Source organism: Flavobacterium sp. PLA-1-15 (assembly GCF_049060005.1).
Lineage (GTDB): Bacteria > Bacteroidota > Bacteroidia > Flavobacteriales > Flavobacteriaceae > Flavobacterium.
This window is the reverse complement of record NZ_JBMGQS010000030.1, coordinates 1-17115: the sequence shown is the minus strand read 5'-3', so window position 1 is coordinate 17115 and position 17115 is coordinate 1. Positions and strand designations below refer to the sequence as shown.

Sequence of the window (17115 nt, the reverse complement as noted above, 5' to 3'; positions counted from 1 at the left end):
ATAATTTAATATTGAATTCAAGATGAAATTAAGACATATATTTTTAGCGTTATTTATTAGCTTAAGTTTCGTAGGTTGTAAAAATGATAAAGAAGCTACAGAGAAACAAATAGAAGCGCCAAAAAATGCATTTAAAGTAGCTATAAAGATTGTAGTAAAGCAAACAGCAAATTTCTGTTTATTATATACAGAAGATGGATCAATAGACTTCAAAGATGGAGTTTGGAAAGAAGTAATAGGATCGCCGAATGAACAAACTGTAGAGTTTGTATTGCCTGAAGATGTTTTTCCTACTCAGTTTAGATTAGATTTAGGCCAAAATCCAGCACAAGAAGATATTGTTCTTAAAACGTTGACTTTTGATTATCTAGGTAATACTAGAGTTTTAGAAGGTCCACAAATTGGTGTTTTCTTTAGACCAGATACATCAAAATGTACTTATGATGCTTCAACAGGTATTATCCAGTCAATTAAAATTGATGGAGTAAAACAGTTTCCATCATTATATCCGCACGAAACTATTCAGGCAGCAGAGTTGCCAAAATTAGCAAAATAATAATATATTTACAGATTAAACAAATCACTAAAGGAACTAATAATTTGTTTTCTTTAATAAAAAAAAGTGAACATTATAATGTTCACTTTTTTTTATTAAAGAAAAATATATTTCACAACACATAACGAATGCGTAGATTAAAAATTCTATTTTTTTGGATCTTTGTTAATAAAAATAATATCACAATTAAGGATTTACTTTATTTTTTGACAAAGCCAAAAATAAATACTATTGCAAAAAAATATATTGAAAAAATTGAAACTAAAGATCAATTTGAAATAAAATTCAGAGGTTTACCTAATATACTATTTTGGCCAAAATCTTTTTCAATTGATAGATTAGACCAGGTTGTTGCCGAAACTTTTGATGTAAAAGACTGGCATTATTATCAAAAAGAACATACAAAGGTAGAAGCCAATGAAATTGTATTGGATATTGGTACTGCCGAAGGTTTATTTCCGCTGACCGTTATAGATAAGTGTAAGCATATTTACATGATTGAGCCCAGCAAAACATTTCATGAGTGTTTGCAAAAGACTTTCAAAGAGTTTACTAGTAAAACAACGATTTTCAATACTGCCGTAGGAAATGAAGATGGAATAATCTCATTTGATGAAAATTCTTTAGACGGAATGATTACTGAGGCTGTTGAAAATACGAATAAGGTAGCTATACAAAAAATAGATACTTTATTATCCAATAACGAAGTTATAACTTACTTGAAGGCAGATATTGAAGGTTTTGAGCAAGAAATGTTGAAGGGTGCCGAAATGACCATTAAACGCAACAAACCAAAAATTGCCATTACAACCTATCATACCCAAAATGATCCGGACGAAATAATAGCTTTGATAAAAGGGTTTGTACCAGAATACAACTACTATCTTACAGGAATCTATGAAAAAATGCCAAAGCCTGTCATGATACATTTTTGGATTTAATTAAAATATGAAAGAAAGATTACTCCAAATAATCAAAAATGAAAAGAAAATCAATTTCTTGATTTACGGATTTGGTCAATCTTTTAATCTCTTGAGCCCTCTAATAATAGCCCCATTTATAGTTGGAATTTGCCGCGAAGAAGGGCTAGGAAAAGTAGGCTTGGGATTTGCGATGTCACTTTTCTTAATATTGCTTGTTGATTACGCATTTGACGTAAAAGGAACAAAACAAGTTTCAGAAAACAGATTTGACAAGGCATCACTTGGAAAAATACTATCCGTTGCAATTTTTACAAAGCTTTCATTGTTCAGTATTGCATTTTTAATTGCTTTGTTGGCGATCCACTTCATTCCATTCCTTCACAAAGAAAAGCAATTATACCTGCTTAGTCTAACAATTGTTTTTGCTCAGGTTTTCAACCCAATATGGTTCTTGCAGGGATTAGAGAAATTCCGGACACTTTCAATATTAAACATCTTTTCTAAAACGGTTTATGTTTTATTGGTTTTTGGATTCATAAAAGAATCAAATGATTATATCTTTTCGAACTTTTTTTTAGGAGTAAGTTCGTTATTCTTTAATGTAATAGGAATTATAATCATAAATAGAAAATACAATATAAAAATTAAATTACCTTCCTTACAAGCTGTTATTACTATCATAAAAACTGATTTTACTTTTTGTATGTCGCAATTGTTTTTATCCGCAAGACAATTGTCCCCTTTAGTTTTGACGGGTTATTTTTTAGGATTTAGTGTTGCTGGTCAATATAAAATTATAGAACAAGTGATTACGCTTTTTAGGACTTATACCCAGGTTCTTTTAAAATTTTTCTATCCAAGTTTGTGTTACAAGTTTGTGTCTGATAAGTTTGGGGCATTTTTGTACTGGAGAAAATATACTTTTTTCAATTTTCTTCTAATTTCATTAGTACTGATATTTGCCTATATCTTTGCAGAAAGAATACTGCTGTTTTTTAATTTAGACAGTGCTTATTTGACAAATTTGCTTCCCGTATTTAGACTGTCATTAATAGTTTCTTTATTAATGTCATTTTCGTTACCTTTAGAGCAATTTGTATTAGTTCTGGCAAAAACTAAAAAATATATAATGATTACTATTTTTGTGACGATAGTAAATGTATTGTTATTGTTACTATTTATAAATTACTATGAATTATATGCAGTAATTTTTGCAATGATCCTTTCCGAAATTTTATTTATATCATTATATTTTAATGGTTCTTTTAAAAACCTAAAAAAGTAGTAAATGCGCTTAAAGATTTATAAGGAGACTATTTTTCAAATCTTATTTGTTCTGTGCGTTTCTGTACCTTATTTTGATAATTTTGAATTAACCTTCACAATTTGGCTACTTACCGCATTTGTTTCCATAAATAAAAAATATTCAGTTGTTTTTTTAAAGCAGGTTGCATTTTATACCCTTATACTATTAATCGCGATAGTAGTGCAGTTTTTTAAAGATTATTCTTTTTACTACATTGTTAGGGATATCACTTACTTATTTAAGCCCATATTAGGATTATTGGTTGGTTATCAACTTTTAAATAGAATCGGAAAGAATCCATTTGAATTAGTTGTAAAAACAGGGTTAATAATAGCATTATACCATTTTTTAATACTCATTATATCCGTTGTGGTATTTCGTGCTTCAAACGTAAATGCCATCAGGGAATATGCAGGTTATTTTAGTGATTTTGAAATCTATGCTTTAATTATATTGATTTTTAGAGATGAATTGGGCATACAGTTTTCCAGAAAAAAAGCACTTATCTATCTAGCAATCATAGGTGCTTCATCATTTATGTACCTTGCAAGGACAAATTTTATACAATTCTTTGTTCTCTTTTTTGCTCTAAAAGGTTATTTTAAAATAAATGTCCGGTCAGTAACCATTCTAGCTTCGCTTTTTTTCGTTGCAATTATTGGCTATTCAGCTATTTTATACATCAATCCCAAAAGAAATGGAGTTGGTTTTGAAGCGTTTTTATACAAAGTGAAAATTGCACCAATTGAACCCTTCAAAACTAAAATTAACCGCGAAGATTATAAAGACCTAAACGACAATTATCGATCGTATGAAAACATACTGACAGTTAGAGAAGTAACGAACGATGGGCCTACTGCAATCTTGGTAGGAAAAGGAGCGGGCTCAAAAATCGATATAAAGTCAGAAATGTTGCTCAATGGTGTCCTTTTGAGATACATCTCAATTCTTCACAATGGTTTTATGACGGTTTTTTTAAAATCAGGTTTGTTGGGGGTTATTTTACTGATTTTATCCTTCCGAATGTACTTTAAAGGGTCAAAATCGAAACATCCTATTGTGCAACAATTGGATTTAATTTTGCTAGGAACGGGTTTGTATTTGATTCTTTCTAATTGGGTATTTATGGGATATTACTTTAAAGCTGATACAAAATCGATACTCATCGGATATCTAATTTGCCTGAGATCAAATTACATCAATAAAGAAAAGAAACTACTCGATTAAATTCAAAACATTAAAAATTTTCTCGCTTGTTGTTCCGTCACCATAAGGATTCGAAGCTTTTGATATTAAATCATAATAGGAAGTATCAGTTAAAAGCCTGCTCGTTTGCGATACAATCATTTGTTTATCAGAACCAACAAGAACAGCTGTACCAGCCACTACACCTTCCATTCGTTCTGTAACTTCACGGAGCACCAGAACTGGTTTTGCTAAACTTGGCGCTTCTTCTTGAATTCCACCCGAATCAGTTAAAATGATTTTACTTTTACTCATCATCCATATAAGTTCAGGATAATCCAGTGGAGCAATTAATTTTATATTCTCGGCTATCAATTTTTTATAAGCAATATCTTTTACATTTGGATTGAGATGAACGGGATATACTATTTGAACATCTTTAAAAACCGTAGAAATTTCGATTAGCGCCTCACATATTTCTTCAAATGGTTTGCCAAAATTTTCTCTTCTGTGGCAAGTAACCAGAATGATATTTTTAGAAAAATCAATAAAATCATATTTTTTAAACAAAGATGATTCTTCGGTAGTGCTCACTTTTTTGAGCCCGGAAAGCAATGCGTCAATAACAGTGTTGCCTACAACAAATACGTTTTCTGTAATGTTTTCTTTTTTTAAATTCTCTTGAGAATTTACTGTAGGACAAAAATGAAAAGAAGCAAGTTTTGAAGTTAAGGCTCTATTCATTTCTTCAGGAAATGGAGAAAGCATATCGCCACTTCTTAAACCGGCCTCGATGTGAACAATTTTGATTTTTTGATAAAAAGCCGCCATAGATGCCGCTAAAACGGTAGTTGTGTCGCCTTGAACAAAAACATAATCAAAAGATTCTTTCAATAAAATTTCATTCGTTATTCTTGTAATCAAATCAGCAGTCAACTGATGAAGCGTTTGATTTGGCTTCATAATATCCAAGTCAAAATCAACTTTTACATCAAAAAAATCCAACACTTGATCAAGCATTTCTCTATGTTGAGCAGTAACGCCAACTTTTACATCAAAGGAATTACTCTGAGAAAAACATTCAATAAGTGGAGCCATTTTTATTGCTTCAGGTCGGGTTCCGAAGAGGAATAATACTTTTTTCATATCTTAAAAAATCCTAATAATAGAGAATCGTAAAACTACTAATAAAAACTATATTTGCAATTCCAAAACACAAAGATGAAGGTACTTTTTCAGACAAGAACTAATTTATATAAAGCTCCAGGTGGCGATATGGTTCAAATGTTGAAAACAAAAGAATTTCTTGAAAAGCTGGGGGTTCAAGTGGATATTTCCTTAGAATTTGAGCCAGACCTTACAGGGTATGATCTTGTGCATCTTTTTAATTTGATGGAGCCACAGGATATTTATCGTCAAATGCTGAATGCAAAGAGGCAAAATAAAAAAATCGCCCTTTCAACTATTTATGGCTTATATACAGAGTTTGAAAGAAAAGCCAGAGGCGGGCTCTTTCAAAAACTGGCGAATATACTATCTCCGTATCAAATAGGATACATCAAAAACATTGTCAAGCATTATTCTGAAAAAAGATTCCATTCTGGAGTATATAAAATGCTCTACAAAGGATACTATGGTTTGATGAAAGAAATTGTTGACAACACCAGTGTGTTTTTGCCTAATTCAGTTTCAGAAATGAAAAGGGTTGCAAGTGAATTTAAACTTGATAATTATAATTTTTACAGTATTCCAAACGCTATTGATAAAAGCATTTTTTCGAATATAGAAGATAAAGACCGTATCAATAAATTTGATCACTTCAAAGATTGTATTCTATGTGCCGCAAGAATCGAAGGAAGAAAATCTACTTTAAATCTTGTTAAAGCAGTCAAAGGAACCAAATACAAATTAGTTTTAGCGGGAAACGAATCTAAAAATCAGAAAAAATACGTTGAGGAGGTACATCGCGAAGCAGGAGAAAATGTTTTTTTTGTAGGTGCTATTCCACATGAAGATTTACGGGATTTATATAAAGTAGCAAAAGTACATGCTTTAGTAAGTTGGATGGAAACTCCGGGCTTGTCTTCCTTAGAAGCCGCAGTAATGGATTGCAACCTAGTAATGACAAAAAAAGGAGATACTTTTGACTATTTTGAAGACTATGCTTTTTATTGTGAGCCGGATGATGTAGAAACAATTAAAAATGCCATTGATAAGGCATATAATGCTCCGGTTGATCCAAAATTAAAGGAAAGGGTTTTAGAAAAATTTATTTGGGAGAAAACCGCAGAAGAAACATACAAAGCCTATCAGGAAATTGTAAAACCATAATTTTTTTTCAACAGAATATGAAAATAGCCATATTAGGAACACGAGGGATACCCAATCATTACGGAGGTTTTGAACAATTTGCAGAATTTTTCTCAGTGTATCTTGTTGAAAAAGGGCATGAGGTATATGTATACAATTCACATAATCATCTTTTTCAGGAAAAAACATTTTATGGCGTAAACATCATCCACCAAAACGATCCTGAACACAAATACGGAACCTTCGGGCAATTTATTTATGATTACAATTGTATCATGGATTCTCGAAAAAGGAATTTTGATATTATATTGCAACTTGGTTACACGAGCAATTCTATTTGGTTTTTCCTTTTACCAAAGAAGAAATCCATCATTATTACTAATATGGATGGTTTGGAATGGAAACGAACCAAATATTCAAAACCCGTTCAACAATTCTTGAAATTTGCCGAGAGATTGGCGGCTGTTTCAAGTCACTATCTGGTTTCAGATTCCCTCGGAATAAAAAAATTCCTCAAAGAAAGATACAATAAAGAATCTACCTATATTGCCTATGGAGCTCATCCATTTTCAAATCCTAATGAGGAAATTCTAAAGCTTTATGATGTTCAGAAAGAAGCCTACAATATGATTATGGCTCGTTTTGAACCAGAAAACAATTTAGACATGGTTCTTGAAGGGGTATCTTTATGCGAAGAAAAGACGACAATTTTGGTCGTTGGAAACCACAATACAAAATACGGTGAGTATCTAAAAAACAAGTTCAAATCATTTTCAAATATTCGGTTTGTTGGAGGAATTTATAATTTAGAGCATTTAGATAATCTGCGTTTTTTTTCCAACATCTATTTTCATGGACATTCAGTAGGAGGAACAAATCCATCACTTTTGGAAGCAATGGCTTCAAAAGCATTGATTGCTTCACATAATAATGATTTTAATAGAGGTGTTTTGAAAGAGAATGCAGTATATTTTTCAAACCCAGAAGAGGTTAAAAATATTCTGCTGACAATCAAAAAAAATAATAACTTGCACTTTGTTCAAAAGAATTTTGAATCAATTGTAGAAGAATTTAATTGGAATATAGTTAATGGCAAATACTTACAATTATTTGAAAAGTGTGTATCAAGACGTAAAGCAAGAAACGGCTAAAAATCCTAATTACCCATTTCTTATTCTCGTTTTATTTACAATTCCATTAGGATATGCTGTAAATGGAATTGCTGTTGGATTGTTTGCATTGGTAACATTGCTAACATTCAAAAAGCAAAATTTTAAGGTCGATGTTAATTTAATTCTACCTATACTACTCTATCTTTTGATGGCTTCCTCAATTTTATGGACCAAAAATACTGATGCAACCTCAAGAGCAATTTCAAAAGTACTTCCATTATTGGTACTTCCTTTGTGCTTCATGATAATGCCGAAATTCTCTGAAAGCCAGAAGCAAAAAATAATCACTTATTTTAGCATTAGCACTTTAGCTTTTACTGTTTTTTATCTTATTAAGGCATTAGTAAGGTTTATTGCCGGCCAAGATTCATCGGTTTTCTTTTATCATGAATTGGTTACCGAAGATGTTAATGCAATCCACGTTTCAGTTTATGTGACGTTGGCTTTTTTCTGTTTTTTTAGAAAAGCAAATAAGACCATTTTTGATAAAATTGCCATGATGATATTGGTAGTTTTTATTTTCCTTTTGTCTTCAAAAAATATCATTTTGGTATTTATACTCCTAGTGCTTTTTTATGAATTATTCTATTTCAGGGCAACACAAAAGATAAAATGGATTACAATCATGATGATTCTATTGTTAGCAGGAACAATAGTTTTCTCTTCAAAAATTAGAGATCGTTTCCTAATTGAATTTCAGGCCAATCAAGAAGAAGGAACATTAAACACTAGCTTTTTAGAAGGACCAGTTTACAATGTGAGTATACAACAAGCGTGGTCAAAAGATAAATTTCAGCAGAATGAATATTTTGCAGGAACAGCTTTCAGAGTCTATCAGATTAGAATCTTTAAAGAGATGCTCCAGGAGGACAACATCTTTTTTTCTGGATACGGACTCAATGCATCTGATTTCAGGATCGAAGAAAAAGGCATCGAACACAACGTCTTTCTTGGTAATGCTAAGCATGAAGGATATCAAAAAAAGAACTTCCATAACCAATATATCCAGATTTTTGCCGAAACAGGTGTATTTGGACTATTATTATTGTTGTTGATTGTTATCGTAAACTTAAGAAATGCAATACAGACGAAAGATTTTATCCATTTTTGTTTTGCAGTTCTGATGATAAGTTTATTTTTGACAGAATCATTCTTGGCCAGACAAAGAGGTGTCATTTTCTTTACGACAATCTATTGTCTCTTTAATTCAAGATATTTTATACAACCCTTAAATAAAAATAATTTATGAAAAGAATACTAATTACTGGAGCTGCGGGTTTTCTAGGTTCACACCTTTGTGACAGGTTTATTGCTGAAGGATATTTCGTGATTGGAATGGATAATCTCATCACAGGAGATCTAAAAAATATTGAACATCTTTTCAAGCTTGAAAACTTTGAGTTTTATCATCACGATATTACAAAATTTGTCCATATTCCAGGAAATTTAGATTATATTCTTCACTTTGCTTCACCGGCTAGTCCAATAGATTATTTAAAAATTCCAATCCAGACCTTGAAAGTAGGTTCTTTGGGAACTCACAATCTTTTAGGTCTTGCAAGAGTCAAAAAAGCCAGAATTTTAATTGCTTCTACATCTGAAGTATATGGTGATCCTCTGGTTCATCCCCAAACCGAAGAATATTACGGAAATGTCAATACTATTGGTCCAAGAGGTGTTTATGATGAAGCAAAACGTTTCCAAGAGTCCATCACAATGGCCTACCATACATTTCACGGTGTAGAAACAAGAATAGTACGAATATTCAATACCTACGGACCTAGAATGCGATTGAATGATGGACGTGTAATTCCAGCATTTATTGGTCAAGCATTGCGTGGAGAGGATTTAACGATCTTTGGAGACGGAATGCAGACACGTTCGTTTTGTTATGTAGATGACCAGGTGGAAGGTATTTTCAGGCTCTTGCATTCAGATTATCATTTGCCGGTAAACATTGGAAATCCAGATGAAATTACGATAAAAGATTTTGCAGAAGAGATCATTAAGCTAACAGGAACGAATCAAAAAGTGGTGTATCATCCATTGCCTATTAACGATCCAATGCAACGTCAGCCAGATACCACCAAAGCGAGAGAGATATTAGGCTGGGAAGCTAAAGTTTCTAGAAGTGAAGGAATGAAGATAACCTATGAATACTTTAAATCATTATCTAGCGAAGAGCTTTTGAAGGAAGAGCATAAAGATTTCACAGGATATATCCATTAAAATGACTGCAACCCACACCGGTAGATATTCAAAATACATTAGACCTTTTAGTCTATTGATTGATTTATTTATATTAAATATTTCATGCCTCTTTTTCTTTAGAGAGCTGAATCTTAATATAGTATATTATATTGGTTATCAAGTGGTGGGATGGCTTATTGTATCTTTCTTTCTTAAATTTTATCAAATATACCGCTTTACAACACCAGTAGAAATTTCATCAAAATTACTCAAACAGAGTGTGATTTTTCTTTTGGTTGTAATTGCCTTTTATCCTTTTTCGAAAGAAACCATTTTCAGCGGAAAGGCTATAGCTTTTTTTATAGTTTTTAGCTTCTCGCTTATTACAGCTTCAAAATTTTTATTATTCTATTACCTTAAAAGATATAGGATTATTACCGGAAGTAATTTCAGAAATGCCGTTATTGTTGGTTATTCGCCAGAATCAATAAGATTGAAAGAATTGTTTGAAACAAGAAATGATTACGGTTATAGATTCTTGGGATATTTTTCTGATAAGCAGAAAGATGAAGAGATAAGTGGGAGAATAGCCGATCTGGAAGATTTTATTTTGAATAACAGTGTAGATGAAATCTACTGTTCCTTGAGTGAAATATCCAACGATCAACTTAAAAAATTAGTTGATTTTGCAGATGAAAACTATAAGACAATCAAATTTATTCCTGATACGAAAGAAATTTTCACCAAAAACCTGAAGATTGATTATTACGAAGTTTTTCCTGTTCTTTCATTACAAAAGACAATACTACACGAACCTATAATAAAAGCTATTAAAAGGGCTTTTGATATTCTCTTCTCTTTACTAGTATTGATATTCCTATTGTCTTGGTTAACGCCATTATTAGCAATATTAATCAAATTGGAATCAAAAGGACCAATTTTCTTCAGACAAGGAAGACCAGGAATTGACGAAAAGGAATTTTTCTGTTATAAGTTCCGCTCTATGAGAATCAATAAAACAACGGAGAAAGAAGCGTCTAAAAACGACCCACGAGTAACCAAGATAGGCAGATTCATCAGAAAAACTAGTCTTGATGAGATGCCACAATTTATAAACGTTCTGTTGGGTGAAATGTCTGTTGTGGGTCCAAGACCACATCTTTGGTCTCAAAATAGAGTTTATGGAAATAGAATAAAGAAATATATGGTTAGGCACTACGTTAAGCCAGGAATCACCGGATTGGCACAAGTTCGTGGTTATAGAGGAGAAATTGAAACCGATGAGGATATGATAAACAGAATCAAATATGATGTTTATTATATTGAAAATTGGTCAATAATTCTAGATTTTAAAATCATTATTCAAACGGTTGTCAATATTTTCCAAGGAGAAGAAAAAGCATATTAAATGAAAGCCTTAGTTTCCATTATAACACCTACCTTTAATTCCGAAAAATATATTTCTGAAACAATAAAATCGGTTCAAAATCAAACCCATGAAAACTGGGAAATGATTATTGTTGACGACGGTTCTTCGGATAATACGCGTAAAATTGTAGCTGATATTGCAAACCAAGACAGCAGAATACAATTTTATCCTCAAGCACAAAATGTAGGTCCTGCAAAAGCACGAAACATAGGAATTGACAAAGCAAAAGGAAAGTATATGACATTTTTGGATGCTGATGATATTTGGTTTCCACATTTTATCGAAAACAGCATTAGGACTATATCAGAAACAAATATTCATTTTGTATTTTCGTCCTATCGAAGGACTAATGAGGATCTAGAATTCGTGTATTCGGATTTTATCGTTCCTAAAAAAGTTAACTATACCGATATATTAAAAACCAATTCTATTAGTTGTCTAACGGCTTTTATAGACATTGAAGTTTTAGGTAAAAAGAACATGCCCGAAATCTTCAAGCGTCAAGATATGGGATTGTGGCTAAAGTATCTAAAAGAAATTCCCTTTGCATACGGAATCCAAGAAACGCAAGCAATTTATAGAATCAGAGAAAATTCCCTCTCAAGAAATAAATCGAAATTATTGAAATACCAATGGCAGTTTTATCGCGAAGTAGAAAACCTGAATTTATTCCAATCCATTTACTATATGACACAATGGATGTACCGAGGTTTTATTAAATATCGAAATTAAAGTATCGATTTAAATTGCTTCAATTTCCCTCTATTTGTTCTTTCAAGAGAAGCTTTTCTGAAGAATTCAAATTTTAAATTAGGTTCCAAATACAAACTGATAGCCTCTTCTATTTTTTTGATTTGAGGTTCAGAAAGCTCATTTTCACTCACATATTCAATTTCAAAAGAATCAATTTTGGTTTGCTTGATGATGAATTCCTTCACATTTCCATCATCTTCAATAATGCTTTTGGTGACATAATAGAATGTCAATCCAGGTGATTTTTTTCCGCTAGGTAAAACCGCAATATCGTTTGTTCTGCCAATTAGTTGCTTTAGAATAGGTTTTTTAAGCGTGCTTTTTTCATCCAAAACACCAATATCGCCAATATCATATCGGATAAAAGGATGTGCTTTGTTGAATAAGGAGGTAATCACAATCCGACCTTCCTGTCCAATGGGAACAGGTCGATTGTTTTCGTCTAAAATTTCAACGAATAAGGTTTCAGCATTTACTTGCCATTCACCTTTAGGATTCTGGAAAGCTATCAAATCGAGTTCAGAAGCTCCATATTCATTAACAATCGGAATTCCGAATTGTGTTTCTAAAAGCAATTTATCTTCTTCAAAAAGCATTTCGGATGTTACCATGCATACTTTCAAAGTCGGACAAATATCTTTTAGAACAATGCTTTTCTTTTTTAAGAATTTTGCAAATAAAACAATGGAACTTGTATAGCCATTGATGTAATCGAATTTTTTTGATTTGAAATGCTTCAGAAAACCTTCTAAAACTTCATCTGATAAATCAAAAATAGAAAAACGGTATCTCTTGCTTAAAAAATCTTTCAAACGCTCTTTTCTATAACCAATAAAATCTTTAGGAATTCCATAAAAACGAGCTTGATAAGAAGTGTTGAAATCAACTCCAAACCAGCCAAATCGGTATATGATAGATGCCCAAGTCACGGAATGAGCATATTTGTCTTTTGCAAAAATAAAAGGCTCACCACTGGAACCAGAGGTTTTGTTTAGGAAAACATTTTTTTCAGTATATCCTTTTGAAAGCCTTTCCGATAATGGTTTTTGCAGATTTTTTTTGTTTAGAACAGGCAAATCATTCCAGTTATTGAAAGTATCAGAACCATTCAATTCTCTATAAAACGAATTATTTTGCAGGTGAAAATTTACAATTTCCGTTTTCTTTTTGTCAATAAAAGCCTCGTAATCAGACTCTGGAATGGCTAAAATTTCTTCAAAATGTTTTTTACCTTCCTCAATGGGGAAACCGGATAATTTTAAAGAAAGGTCAAAAATTTTCAACATGCTTACTGAGGTGCTGGGAAAAGGGTTTGAGGGTCAATACCTGATGTTTTGGCATATACAATCCCAACGATTATGGCAATAACAATTATAAGCAAATAAATCGCAAAAAATATTACAGCCAGTAGGAACAAGCGCATAATGACTTCGCCAGCAGTTTTTTTATTATAAAAATCAATGTAAAACCAAACAAAGCAACCAAACATAAGTAGAAAAGTCATCCCTGAGGTGATAGGCATAAACAACTCCGGATTGTCTTTTAATAAGTATTGTACAGGTACAACAATTAAAATACTTAATACTTGTAAATAAATTAATGAGTAGGCAGTAATTACAACATTTTCACAATAGTTATATCCCCATTTTTTGAATGCTAACCATGTAAAAAAAGCCATAATCGGAACTGAGGCTAACATCAATATTGCTTGATATTTGTAGACAAAGCTGTTAAAGCTTTTCATATCAAAAGCAGTTTTAATCTTGTGATTATCAAAATATTCTCCAATTACTACCTCTGGATGAATCAATGTGTTGGTTATAAAAGCACTTATACCCGCGACAACAAAAACTAGAAGAAGCGGTTTGTAATGGTTAACACGATTCCCTTCCAAAAATTCTCTTGCTGTTTTTCCGGGGCTTCTCAGAATTTTTTTGATGCTATAAAAGAAGCCTTTGTTCATGTGTAAAACCGTATATTGAATCTCATCTTTAATATAAGTTCTATCAATACGCTTTGCTTTTTTCTGGCCACAATTGCCACAAAAATTCAGTACAATTTCTGTACTACAGTTTTTACAAATCTCGCTCATTTGGGGTTGTTAAATAATTCCCAACAAATATATTTATTTCTAACTCAAAATGAATCTTCTAATTACATAAATAAGTTAGTAAATGCTTAAAAAATTATTATTTGAAGCCAAAACGGACTATTTTTGCCTTACAACTAAAACAACATACACAATGACAATTTTACTACTAGGTTCAGGAGGAAGAGAACACGCTTTGGCTTGGAAAATGCTTCAAAGTCCGCTTTGCGACAAACTTTTTGTAGCTCCTGGAAATGCAGGAACTGAAGGTATAGCGACAAACGTAAACATTTCCCCAACCGATTTCGGAGAAATTAAAAAATTGGTTATCGCCGAAAAAATAGACATGGTTGTTGTGGGTCCCGAAGATCCTTTGGTTCTTGGAATTCAAGACTTTTTCCTTGATGATGAATTTTTGAAAAATATTCCAGTAATCGGACCATCCAAAACAGGAGCAAGACTAGAAGGAAGCAAGGAATTCGCAAAAGAGTTTTTATTGAATCACAGAATTCCAACAGCAGCTTATCAAAGTTTCACGAAAGATACTTTAGAAAAAGGATTTCATTTTCTGGAAACACTAAAACCACCTTATGTGTTAAAAGCCGATGGATTGGCGGCTGGTAAAGGTGTCTTGATTATCCAAGATTTAGATGAAGCCAAGTTCGAATTGAGCAATATGTTGCTGAATGAAAAATTCGGAATTGCGAGTTCAAAAGTAGTGATCGAGGAATTTTTGGACGGAATTGAATTGAGCTGTTTCGTTTTGACCGACGGGAAAAATTATAAAATCCTTCCAACAGCAAAAGATTACAAGAGAATTGGCGAAGGCGATACAGGTTTGAACACCGGAGGAATGGGAGCTGTTTCACCAGTTCCGTTCGCAAATGCCGAATTGCTTGAAAAAATAGAAAATAGAATCGTAAAACCTACAATCGATGGTTTTCACCACGATAAAATCAATTACAAAGGTTTTGTGTTCATCGGATTGATAATAGTGGACAACGACCCTTACGTAATTGAATACAACGTGAGAATGGGCGACCCGGAAACGGAAGTGGTCATCCCAAGATTGAAATCAGATTTAGTCGAGTTATTTGTGGCGGTAGCCAATGAAAAACTAGACGAGGCAACTTTGGAAATCGATGAAAGAAGTGCCACTACAATCATGGTCGTTTCAGGCGGATATCCGGAAGAGTATGAAAAAGGAAAAGCAATTTCTGGAATGGAATTGGTTCAGGATTCTATCGTTTTCCACGCAGGAACAAAAACCGAAAACGGTCAGGTTGTAAGTAACGGCGGAAGAGTTTTAACTGTAACTTCTTTCGGAGACAGTTTCGAAGAGGCCATAAAAAAATCTTACCAAAACATAGACAGGCTAAATTTTGATAAGATGTATTTTAGAAAAGATATCGGTTTCGACCTTTAAAATGAAATAGAATTTGAATTCAGAAGTTAGAATGAGTTTTCTTGTTCTGATTTCTGAATTCTTACTTCAAGAAAGAGTGAGCCGTAGTATCTTGAAACTCGTCGTTGTTAGTTTTGTGTAATTTCAATTGCTTAATCCAATAAACGATGAAATAAGCACAGATAATCATAAAAATCCAATTCAAAAGATTGGCAGACCACCAGCTAGTCAATTCTAAAGACCTTAAAAAATCCAAAGGCAAGAATAAAAAATCAACGAATAAAGACTGTATTCCTTCAAAAAATGCTTTCATTTTTAGTACAAGTATTATATTTACATCTACAAAAGTATAAAATATCCTTATGATAACAACTATTTTTAGCAAATCAAGACCATTTAATTACATTTTGGTCACAGCATTGCTAATTGTATGCTTCTTTCTCTACCAATTAAAAGACATTCAAAGTATCGATTCTGGCATCGAAATCGCCAAAAAAGGAGTGCTGTTATTGTTATTGGTCGCCTCACTTTTCATCTCGAATTTCATCACTAAAAAAAACGGACTCAGTAAGGACAATACGTTTCCATTCCTATTCTTTTTCAGTTTCCTGATATTGTTTCCCACAACTTTGGGAACTTCAAGCCTAATTATTTCCAACTTTTTCGTGCTTTTAGCGCTACGAAGACTGATTTCGCTTCAATCATTGGTAACGCCAAAAGAAAAAATCTTCGATGCATCGTTATGGATTTTCATCGCTTCCTTGTTTCATTTTTGGAGCATCCTATTCATCATTCTTGTTTTCGTATCCATTATTTTGCACGTAGCCAGGGATTATAGAAACTGGGTATTGCCTTACATTGCATTTTTTACAGTTGCAGTGGTATTTCTGCTTTTTGCATTTGTATTCGATAAAACGCTTGTCGATAATCTATTGGAAAAAGCCTATTTCAATTTCGATTTCAATTATTTCACCAATAAATTCCAAAACATTGCGCTGTCGATTTATGTCGCCATCACGGCCCTGTTTCTTTTTATGCAAATTGTTACATTGCCAAGCAAACCCTTGATTCACCACAACTCCTATAAGAAAATCATCATTGCATTCTTCATCGGGTTTGCTGTCTATGTCGTATCTCCCGACAAGAACAACAGCATACTGATCTACACGTTTATGCCTTTGGCGGTAATGGCAACAGGCTATTTCGAAGGCATCCAAACCAATTGGACCAAAGAAGCCACCGCTATTCTAGTGGTCGGCCTCAGCCTTTTGTCGTTTTTTATGCAATTATAAATAAGGAGCTATTTCCCGCCAACCGTTCCAACTCCTCATTCAAAAAGCTTTTTTTACAAGGCCAAAAAGGAGCTTCCGTTGGTCGCTCTTTTCGTCCAGTAAAAAATAGCTTTTTGAATTCCGGGGTTTCCACTCCTGTCGGGGCTAGCTTCGCCGTTGGAAACAGTAGTTTAGGAATTAATCGGGATTCTAAGCCTTCACCCAGAACCCAAAACCTTGAACCAATTATAACTTATTCCCATAAGCCAAATCACCAGCATCACCCAAACCAGGAACAATATAGTTTTTCTCGTTCAGTTTTTCATCCAAAGTCGCTACCCAAAGATGTACATTATCAGGCAGATGTTGTTTCAAATATTCAATACCTTCCGGAACGGCAATCACAACCGCAATGTGAATTTCCTTCGGCGTTCCTTTTTCCAATAACTTATTGAAAACCGCCACCATCGATTGTCCTGTGGCAAGCATCGGATCAATCAGAAGCAGGTTTTTGTTTTCAATGCTC

At 32.9% G+C, this 17115-nt stretch carries 17 protein-coding genes; 12 read left to right on the top strand and 5 right to left on the bottom strand.

The features are described 5' to 3' along the window. The first annotated feature begins 22 nt into the window (after window positions 1–22). The 4 genes from ACI6PS_RS14045 to ACI6PS_RS14030 all read left to right on the top strand — a co-directional run bounded on the left by ACI6PS_RS14045 (window position 23) and on the right by ACI6PS_RS14030 (window position 4012). Complete coding sequence (locus ACI6PS_RS14045) at window positions 23–556, top strand: hypothetical protein (protein WP_421013204.1); 534 nt, start codon at window positions 23–25, stop codon at window positions 554–556. 128 nt (window positions 557–684) lie between these two features. Further along, the gene (locus ACI6PS_RS14040; protein WP_421013203.1) at window positions 685–1497 is read left to right on the top strand and encodes an FkbM family methyltransferase; all 813 of its coding nucleotides are present in this window, start codon (window positions 685–687) and stop codon (window positions 1495–1497) included. A 7-nt stretch (window positions 1498–1504) separates the two neighbouring features. Next, complete coding sequence (locus tag ACI6PS_RS14035) at window positions 1505–2764, top strand: oligosaccharide flippase family protein (protein WP_421013202.1); 1260 nt, start codon at window positions 1505–1507, stop codon at window positions 2762–2764. A gap of 3 nt (window positions 2765–2767) precedes the next feature. Then, a complete protein-coding gene (locus tag ACI6PS_RS14030; RefSeq protein WP_421013201.1) occupies window positions 2768–4012 on the top strand; it encodes a hypothetical protein in 1245 nt (414 codons plus the stop codon). Here ACI6PS_RS14030 and wecB read toward each other — a convergent pair. Beyond that, complete coding sequence (gene wecB, locus ACI6PS_RS14025; RefSeq protein ID WP_421013200.1) at window positions 4001–5116, bottom strand: non-hydrolyzing UDP-N-acetylglucosamine 2-epimerase; 1116 nt, start codon at window positions 5114–5116, stop codon at window positions 4001–4003. The two genes, ACI6PS_RS14030 and wecB, sit on opposite strands and share 12 nt — an antisense overlap. A gap of 75 nt (window positions 5117–5191) precedes the next feature. On the opposite strand from wecB, the gene ACI6PS_RS14020 reads away from it, so the two are divergent. Genes ACI6PS_RS14020 through ACI6PS_RS13995 form a run of 6 tightly spaced genes read left to right on the top strand, consistent with a single transcriptional unit; the run spans window position 5192 to window position 11803 of the window. After that, window positions 5192–6301 (top strand): glycosyltransferase family 4 protein, encoded by a 1110-nt coding sequence (locus ACI6PS_RS14020; protein ID WP_421013199.1) that lies wholly within the window; start codon window positions 5192–5194, stop codon window positions 6299–6301. Window positions 6302–6318: 17 nt separating this feature from the next. After that, window positions 6319–7431, top strand: a complete 1113-nt coding sequence (locus tag ACI6PS_RS14015) for a DUF1972 domain-containing protein (RefSeq protein ID WP_421013198.1) — start codon at window positions 6319–6321, stop codon at window positions 7429–7431. Then, on the top strand, window positions 7370–8701 hold the full coding sequence (locus ACI6PS_RS14010; RefSeq protein WP_421013197.1) for an O-antigen ligase family protein: 1332 nt from the start codon (window positions 7370–7372) through the stop codon (window positions 8699–8701). The genes ACI6PS_RS14015 and ACI6PS_RS14010 overlap by 62 nt, the downstream gene beginning before the upstream one ends. Further along, complete coding sequence (locus ACI6PS_RS14005; RefSeq protein WP_421013196.1) at window positions 8698–9681, top strand: UDP-glucuronic acid decarboxylase family protein; 984 nt, start codon at window positions 8698–8700, stop codon at window positions 9679–9681. Before ACI6PS_RS14010 ends, ACI6PS_RS14005 begins: the two co-directional genes overlap by 4 nt. Before the next feature lies 1 nt (window position 9682). Beyond that, window positions 9683–11050, top strand: a complete 1368-nt coding sequence (locus ACI6PS_RS14000; protein WP_421013195.1) for an undecaprenyl-phosphate glucose phosphotransferase — start codon at window positions 9683–9685, stop codon at window positions 11048–11050. After that, window positions 11051–11803, top strand: coding sequence for a glycosyltransferase family 2 protein (locus tag ACI6PS_RS13995; RefSeq protein WP_421013194.1), 753 nt, complete (start codon window positions 11051–11053; stop codon window positions 11801–11803). On the opposite strand, the gene ACI6PS_RS13990 is transcribed toward ACI6PS_RS13995, so the two are convergent. Together ACI6PS_RS13990 and ACI6PS_RS13985 are read right to left on the bottom strand one after the other, a co-directional pair. Continuing rightward, window positions 11800–13110 (bottom strand): phenylacetate--CoA ligase family protein, encoded by a 1311-nt coding sequence (locus ACI6PS_RS13990; protein WP_421013193.1) that lies wholly within the window; start codon window positions 13108–13110, stop codon window positions 11800–11802. The genes ACI6PS_RS13995 and ACI6PS_RS13990 overlap by 4 nt on opposite strands. Window positions 13111–13112: 2 nt before the next feature. Beyond that, entirely contained in the window at window positions 13113–13916 is an 804-nt protein-coding gene (locus ACI6PS_RS13985) for a DUF3667 domain-containing protein (RefSeq protein ID WP_421013192.1), read from the bottom strand. Window positions 13917–14067: 151 nt separating this feature from the next. On the opposite strand from ACI6PS_RS13985, the gene purD reads away from it, so the two are divergent. Then, window positions 14068–15339: a phosphoribosylamine--glycine ligase gene (gene purD / locus ACI6PS_RS13980; protein ID WP_421013191.1), complete on the top strand. Its 1272-nt coding sequence runs from the start codon at window positions 14068–14070 to the stop codon at window positions 15337–15339. 61 nt (window positions 15340–15400) lie between these two features. Here the strand turns inward: purD and ACI6PS_RS13975 are convergent, their stop codons facing one another. Beyond that, window positions 15401–15631, bottom strand: a complete 231-nt coding sequence (locus ACI6PS_RS13975; RefSeq protein WP_421013190.1) for a DUF6341 family protein — start codon at window positions 15629–15631, stop codon at window positions 15401–15403. Window positions 15632–15680: 49 nt separating this feature from the next. Here ACI6PS_RS13975 and ACI6PS_RS13970 point away from each other — a divergent pair, with 49 nt between their 5' ends. Further along, the gene (locus ACI6PS_RS13970; protein WP_421013189.1) at window positions 15681–16610 is read left to right on the top strand and encodes a hypothetical protein; all 930 of its coding nucleotides are present in this window, start codon (window positions 15681–15683) and stop codon (window positions 16608–16610) included. A gap of 225 nt (window positions 16611–16835) precedes the next feature. On the opposite strand, the gene upp is transcribed toward ACI6PS_RS13970, so the two are convergent. Next, window positions 16836–17115, bottom strand: a 280-nt coding sequence (gene upp, locus ACI6PS_RS13965) for a uracil phosphoribosyltransferase (RefSeq protein WP_421013188.1), incomplete at its 5' end; no start/stop codon positions are given.

Coding starts and splice junctions, on each gene's coding strand:
- ACI6PS_RS14045 (WP_421013204.1), top strand. CDS start 23: ATGAAATTAAGACATATATTTTTAGCGTTATTTATTAGCTTAAGTTTC.
- ACI6PS_RS14040 (WP_421013203.1), top strand. CDS start 685: ATGCGTAGATTAAAAATTCTATTTTTTTGGATCTTTGTTAATAAAAAT.
- ACI6PS_RS14035 (WP_421013202.1), top strand. CDS start 1,505: ATGAAAGAAAGATTACTCCAAATAATCAAAAATGAAAAGAAAATCAAT.
- ACI6PS_RS14030 (WP_421013201.1), top strand. CDS start 2,768: ATGCGCTTAAAGATTTATAAGGAGACTATTTTTCAAATCTTATTTGTT.
- wecB (WP_421013200.1), bottom strand. CDS start 5,116: ATGAAAAAAGTATTATTCCTCTTCGGAACCCGACCTGAAGCAATAAAA.
- ACI6PS_RS14020 (WP_421013199.1), top strand. CDS start 5,192: ATGAAGGTACTTTTTCAGACAAGAACTAATTTATATAAAGCTCCAGGT.
- ACI6PS_RS14015 (WP_421013198.1), top strand. CDS start 6,319: ATGAAAATAGCCATATTAGGAACACGAGGGATACCCAATCATTACGGA.
- ACI6PS_RS14010 (WP_421013197.1), top strand. CDS start 7,370: ATGGCAAATACTTACAATTATTTGAAAAGTGTGTATCAAGACGTAAAG.
- ACI6PS_RS14005 (WP_421013196.1), top strand. CDS start 8,698: ATGAAAAGAATACTAATTACTGGAGCTGCGGGTTTTCTAGGTTCACAC.
- ACI6PS_RS14000 (WP_421013195.1), top strand. CDS start 9,683: ATGACTGCAACCCACACCGGTAGATATTCAAAATACATTAGACCTTTT.
- ACI6PS_RS13995 (WP_421013194.1), top strand. CDS start 11,051: ATGAAAGCCTTAGTTTCCATTATAACACCTACCTTTAATTCCGAAAAA.
- ACI6PS_RS13990 (WP_421013193.1), bottom strand. CDS start 13,110: ATGTTGAAAATTTTTGACCTTTCTTTAAAATTATCCGGTTTCCCCATT.
- ACI6PS_RS13985 (WP_421013192.1), bottom strand. CDS start 13,916: ATGAGCGAGATTTGTAAAAACTGTAGTACAGAAATTGTACTGAATTTT.
- purD (WP_421013191.1), top strand. CDS start 14,068: ATGACAATTTTACTACTAGGTTCAGGAGGAAGAGAACACGCTTTGGCT.
- ACI6PS_RS13975 (WP_421013190.1), bottom strand. CDS start 15,631: ATGAAAGCATTTTTTGAAGGAATACAGTCTTTATTCGTTGATTTTTTA.
- ACI6PS_RS13970 (WP_421013189.1), top strand. CDS start 15,681: ATGATAACAACTATTTTTAGCAAATCAAGACCATTTAATTACATTTTG.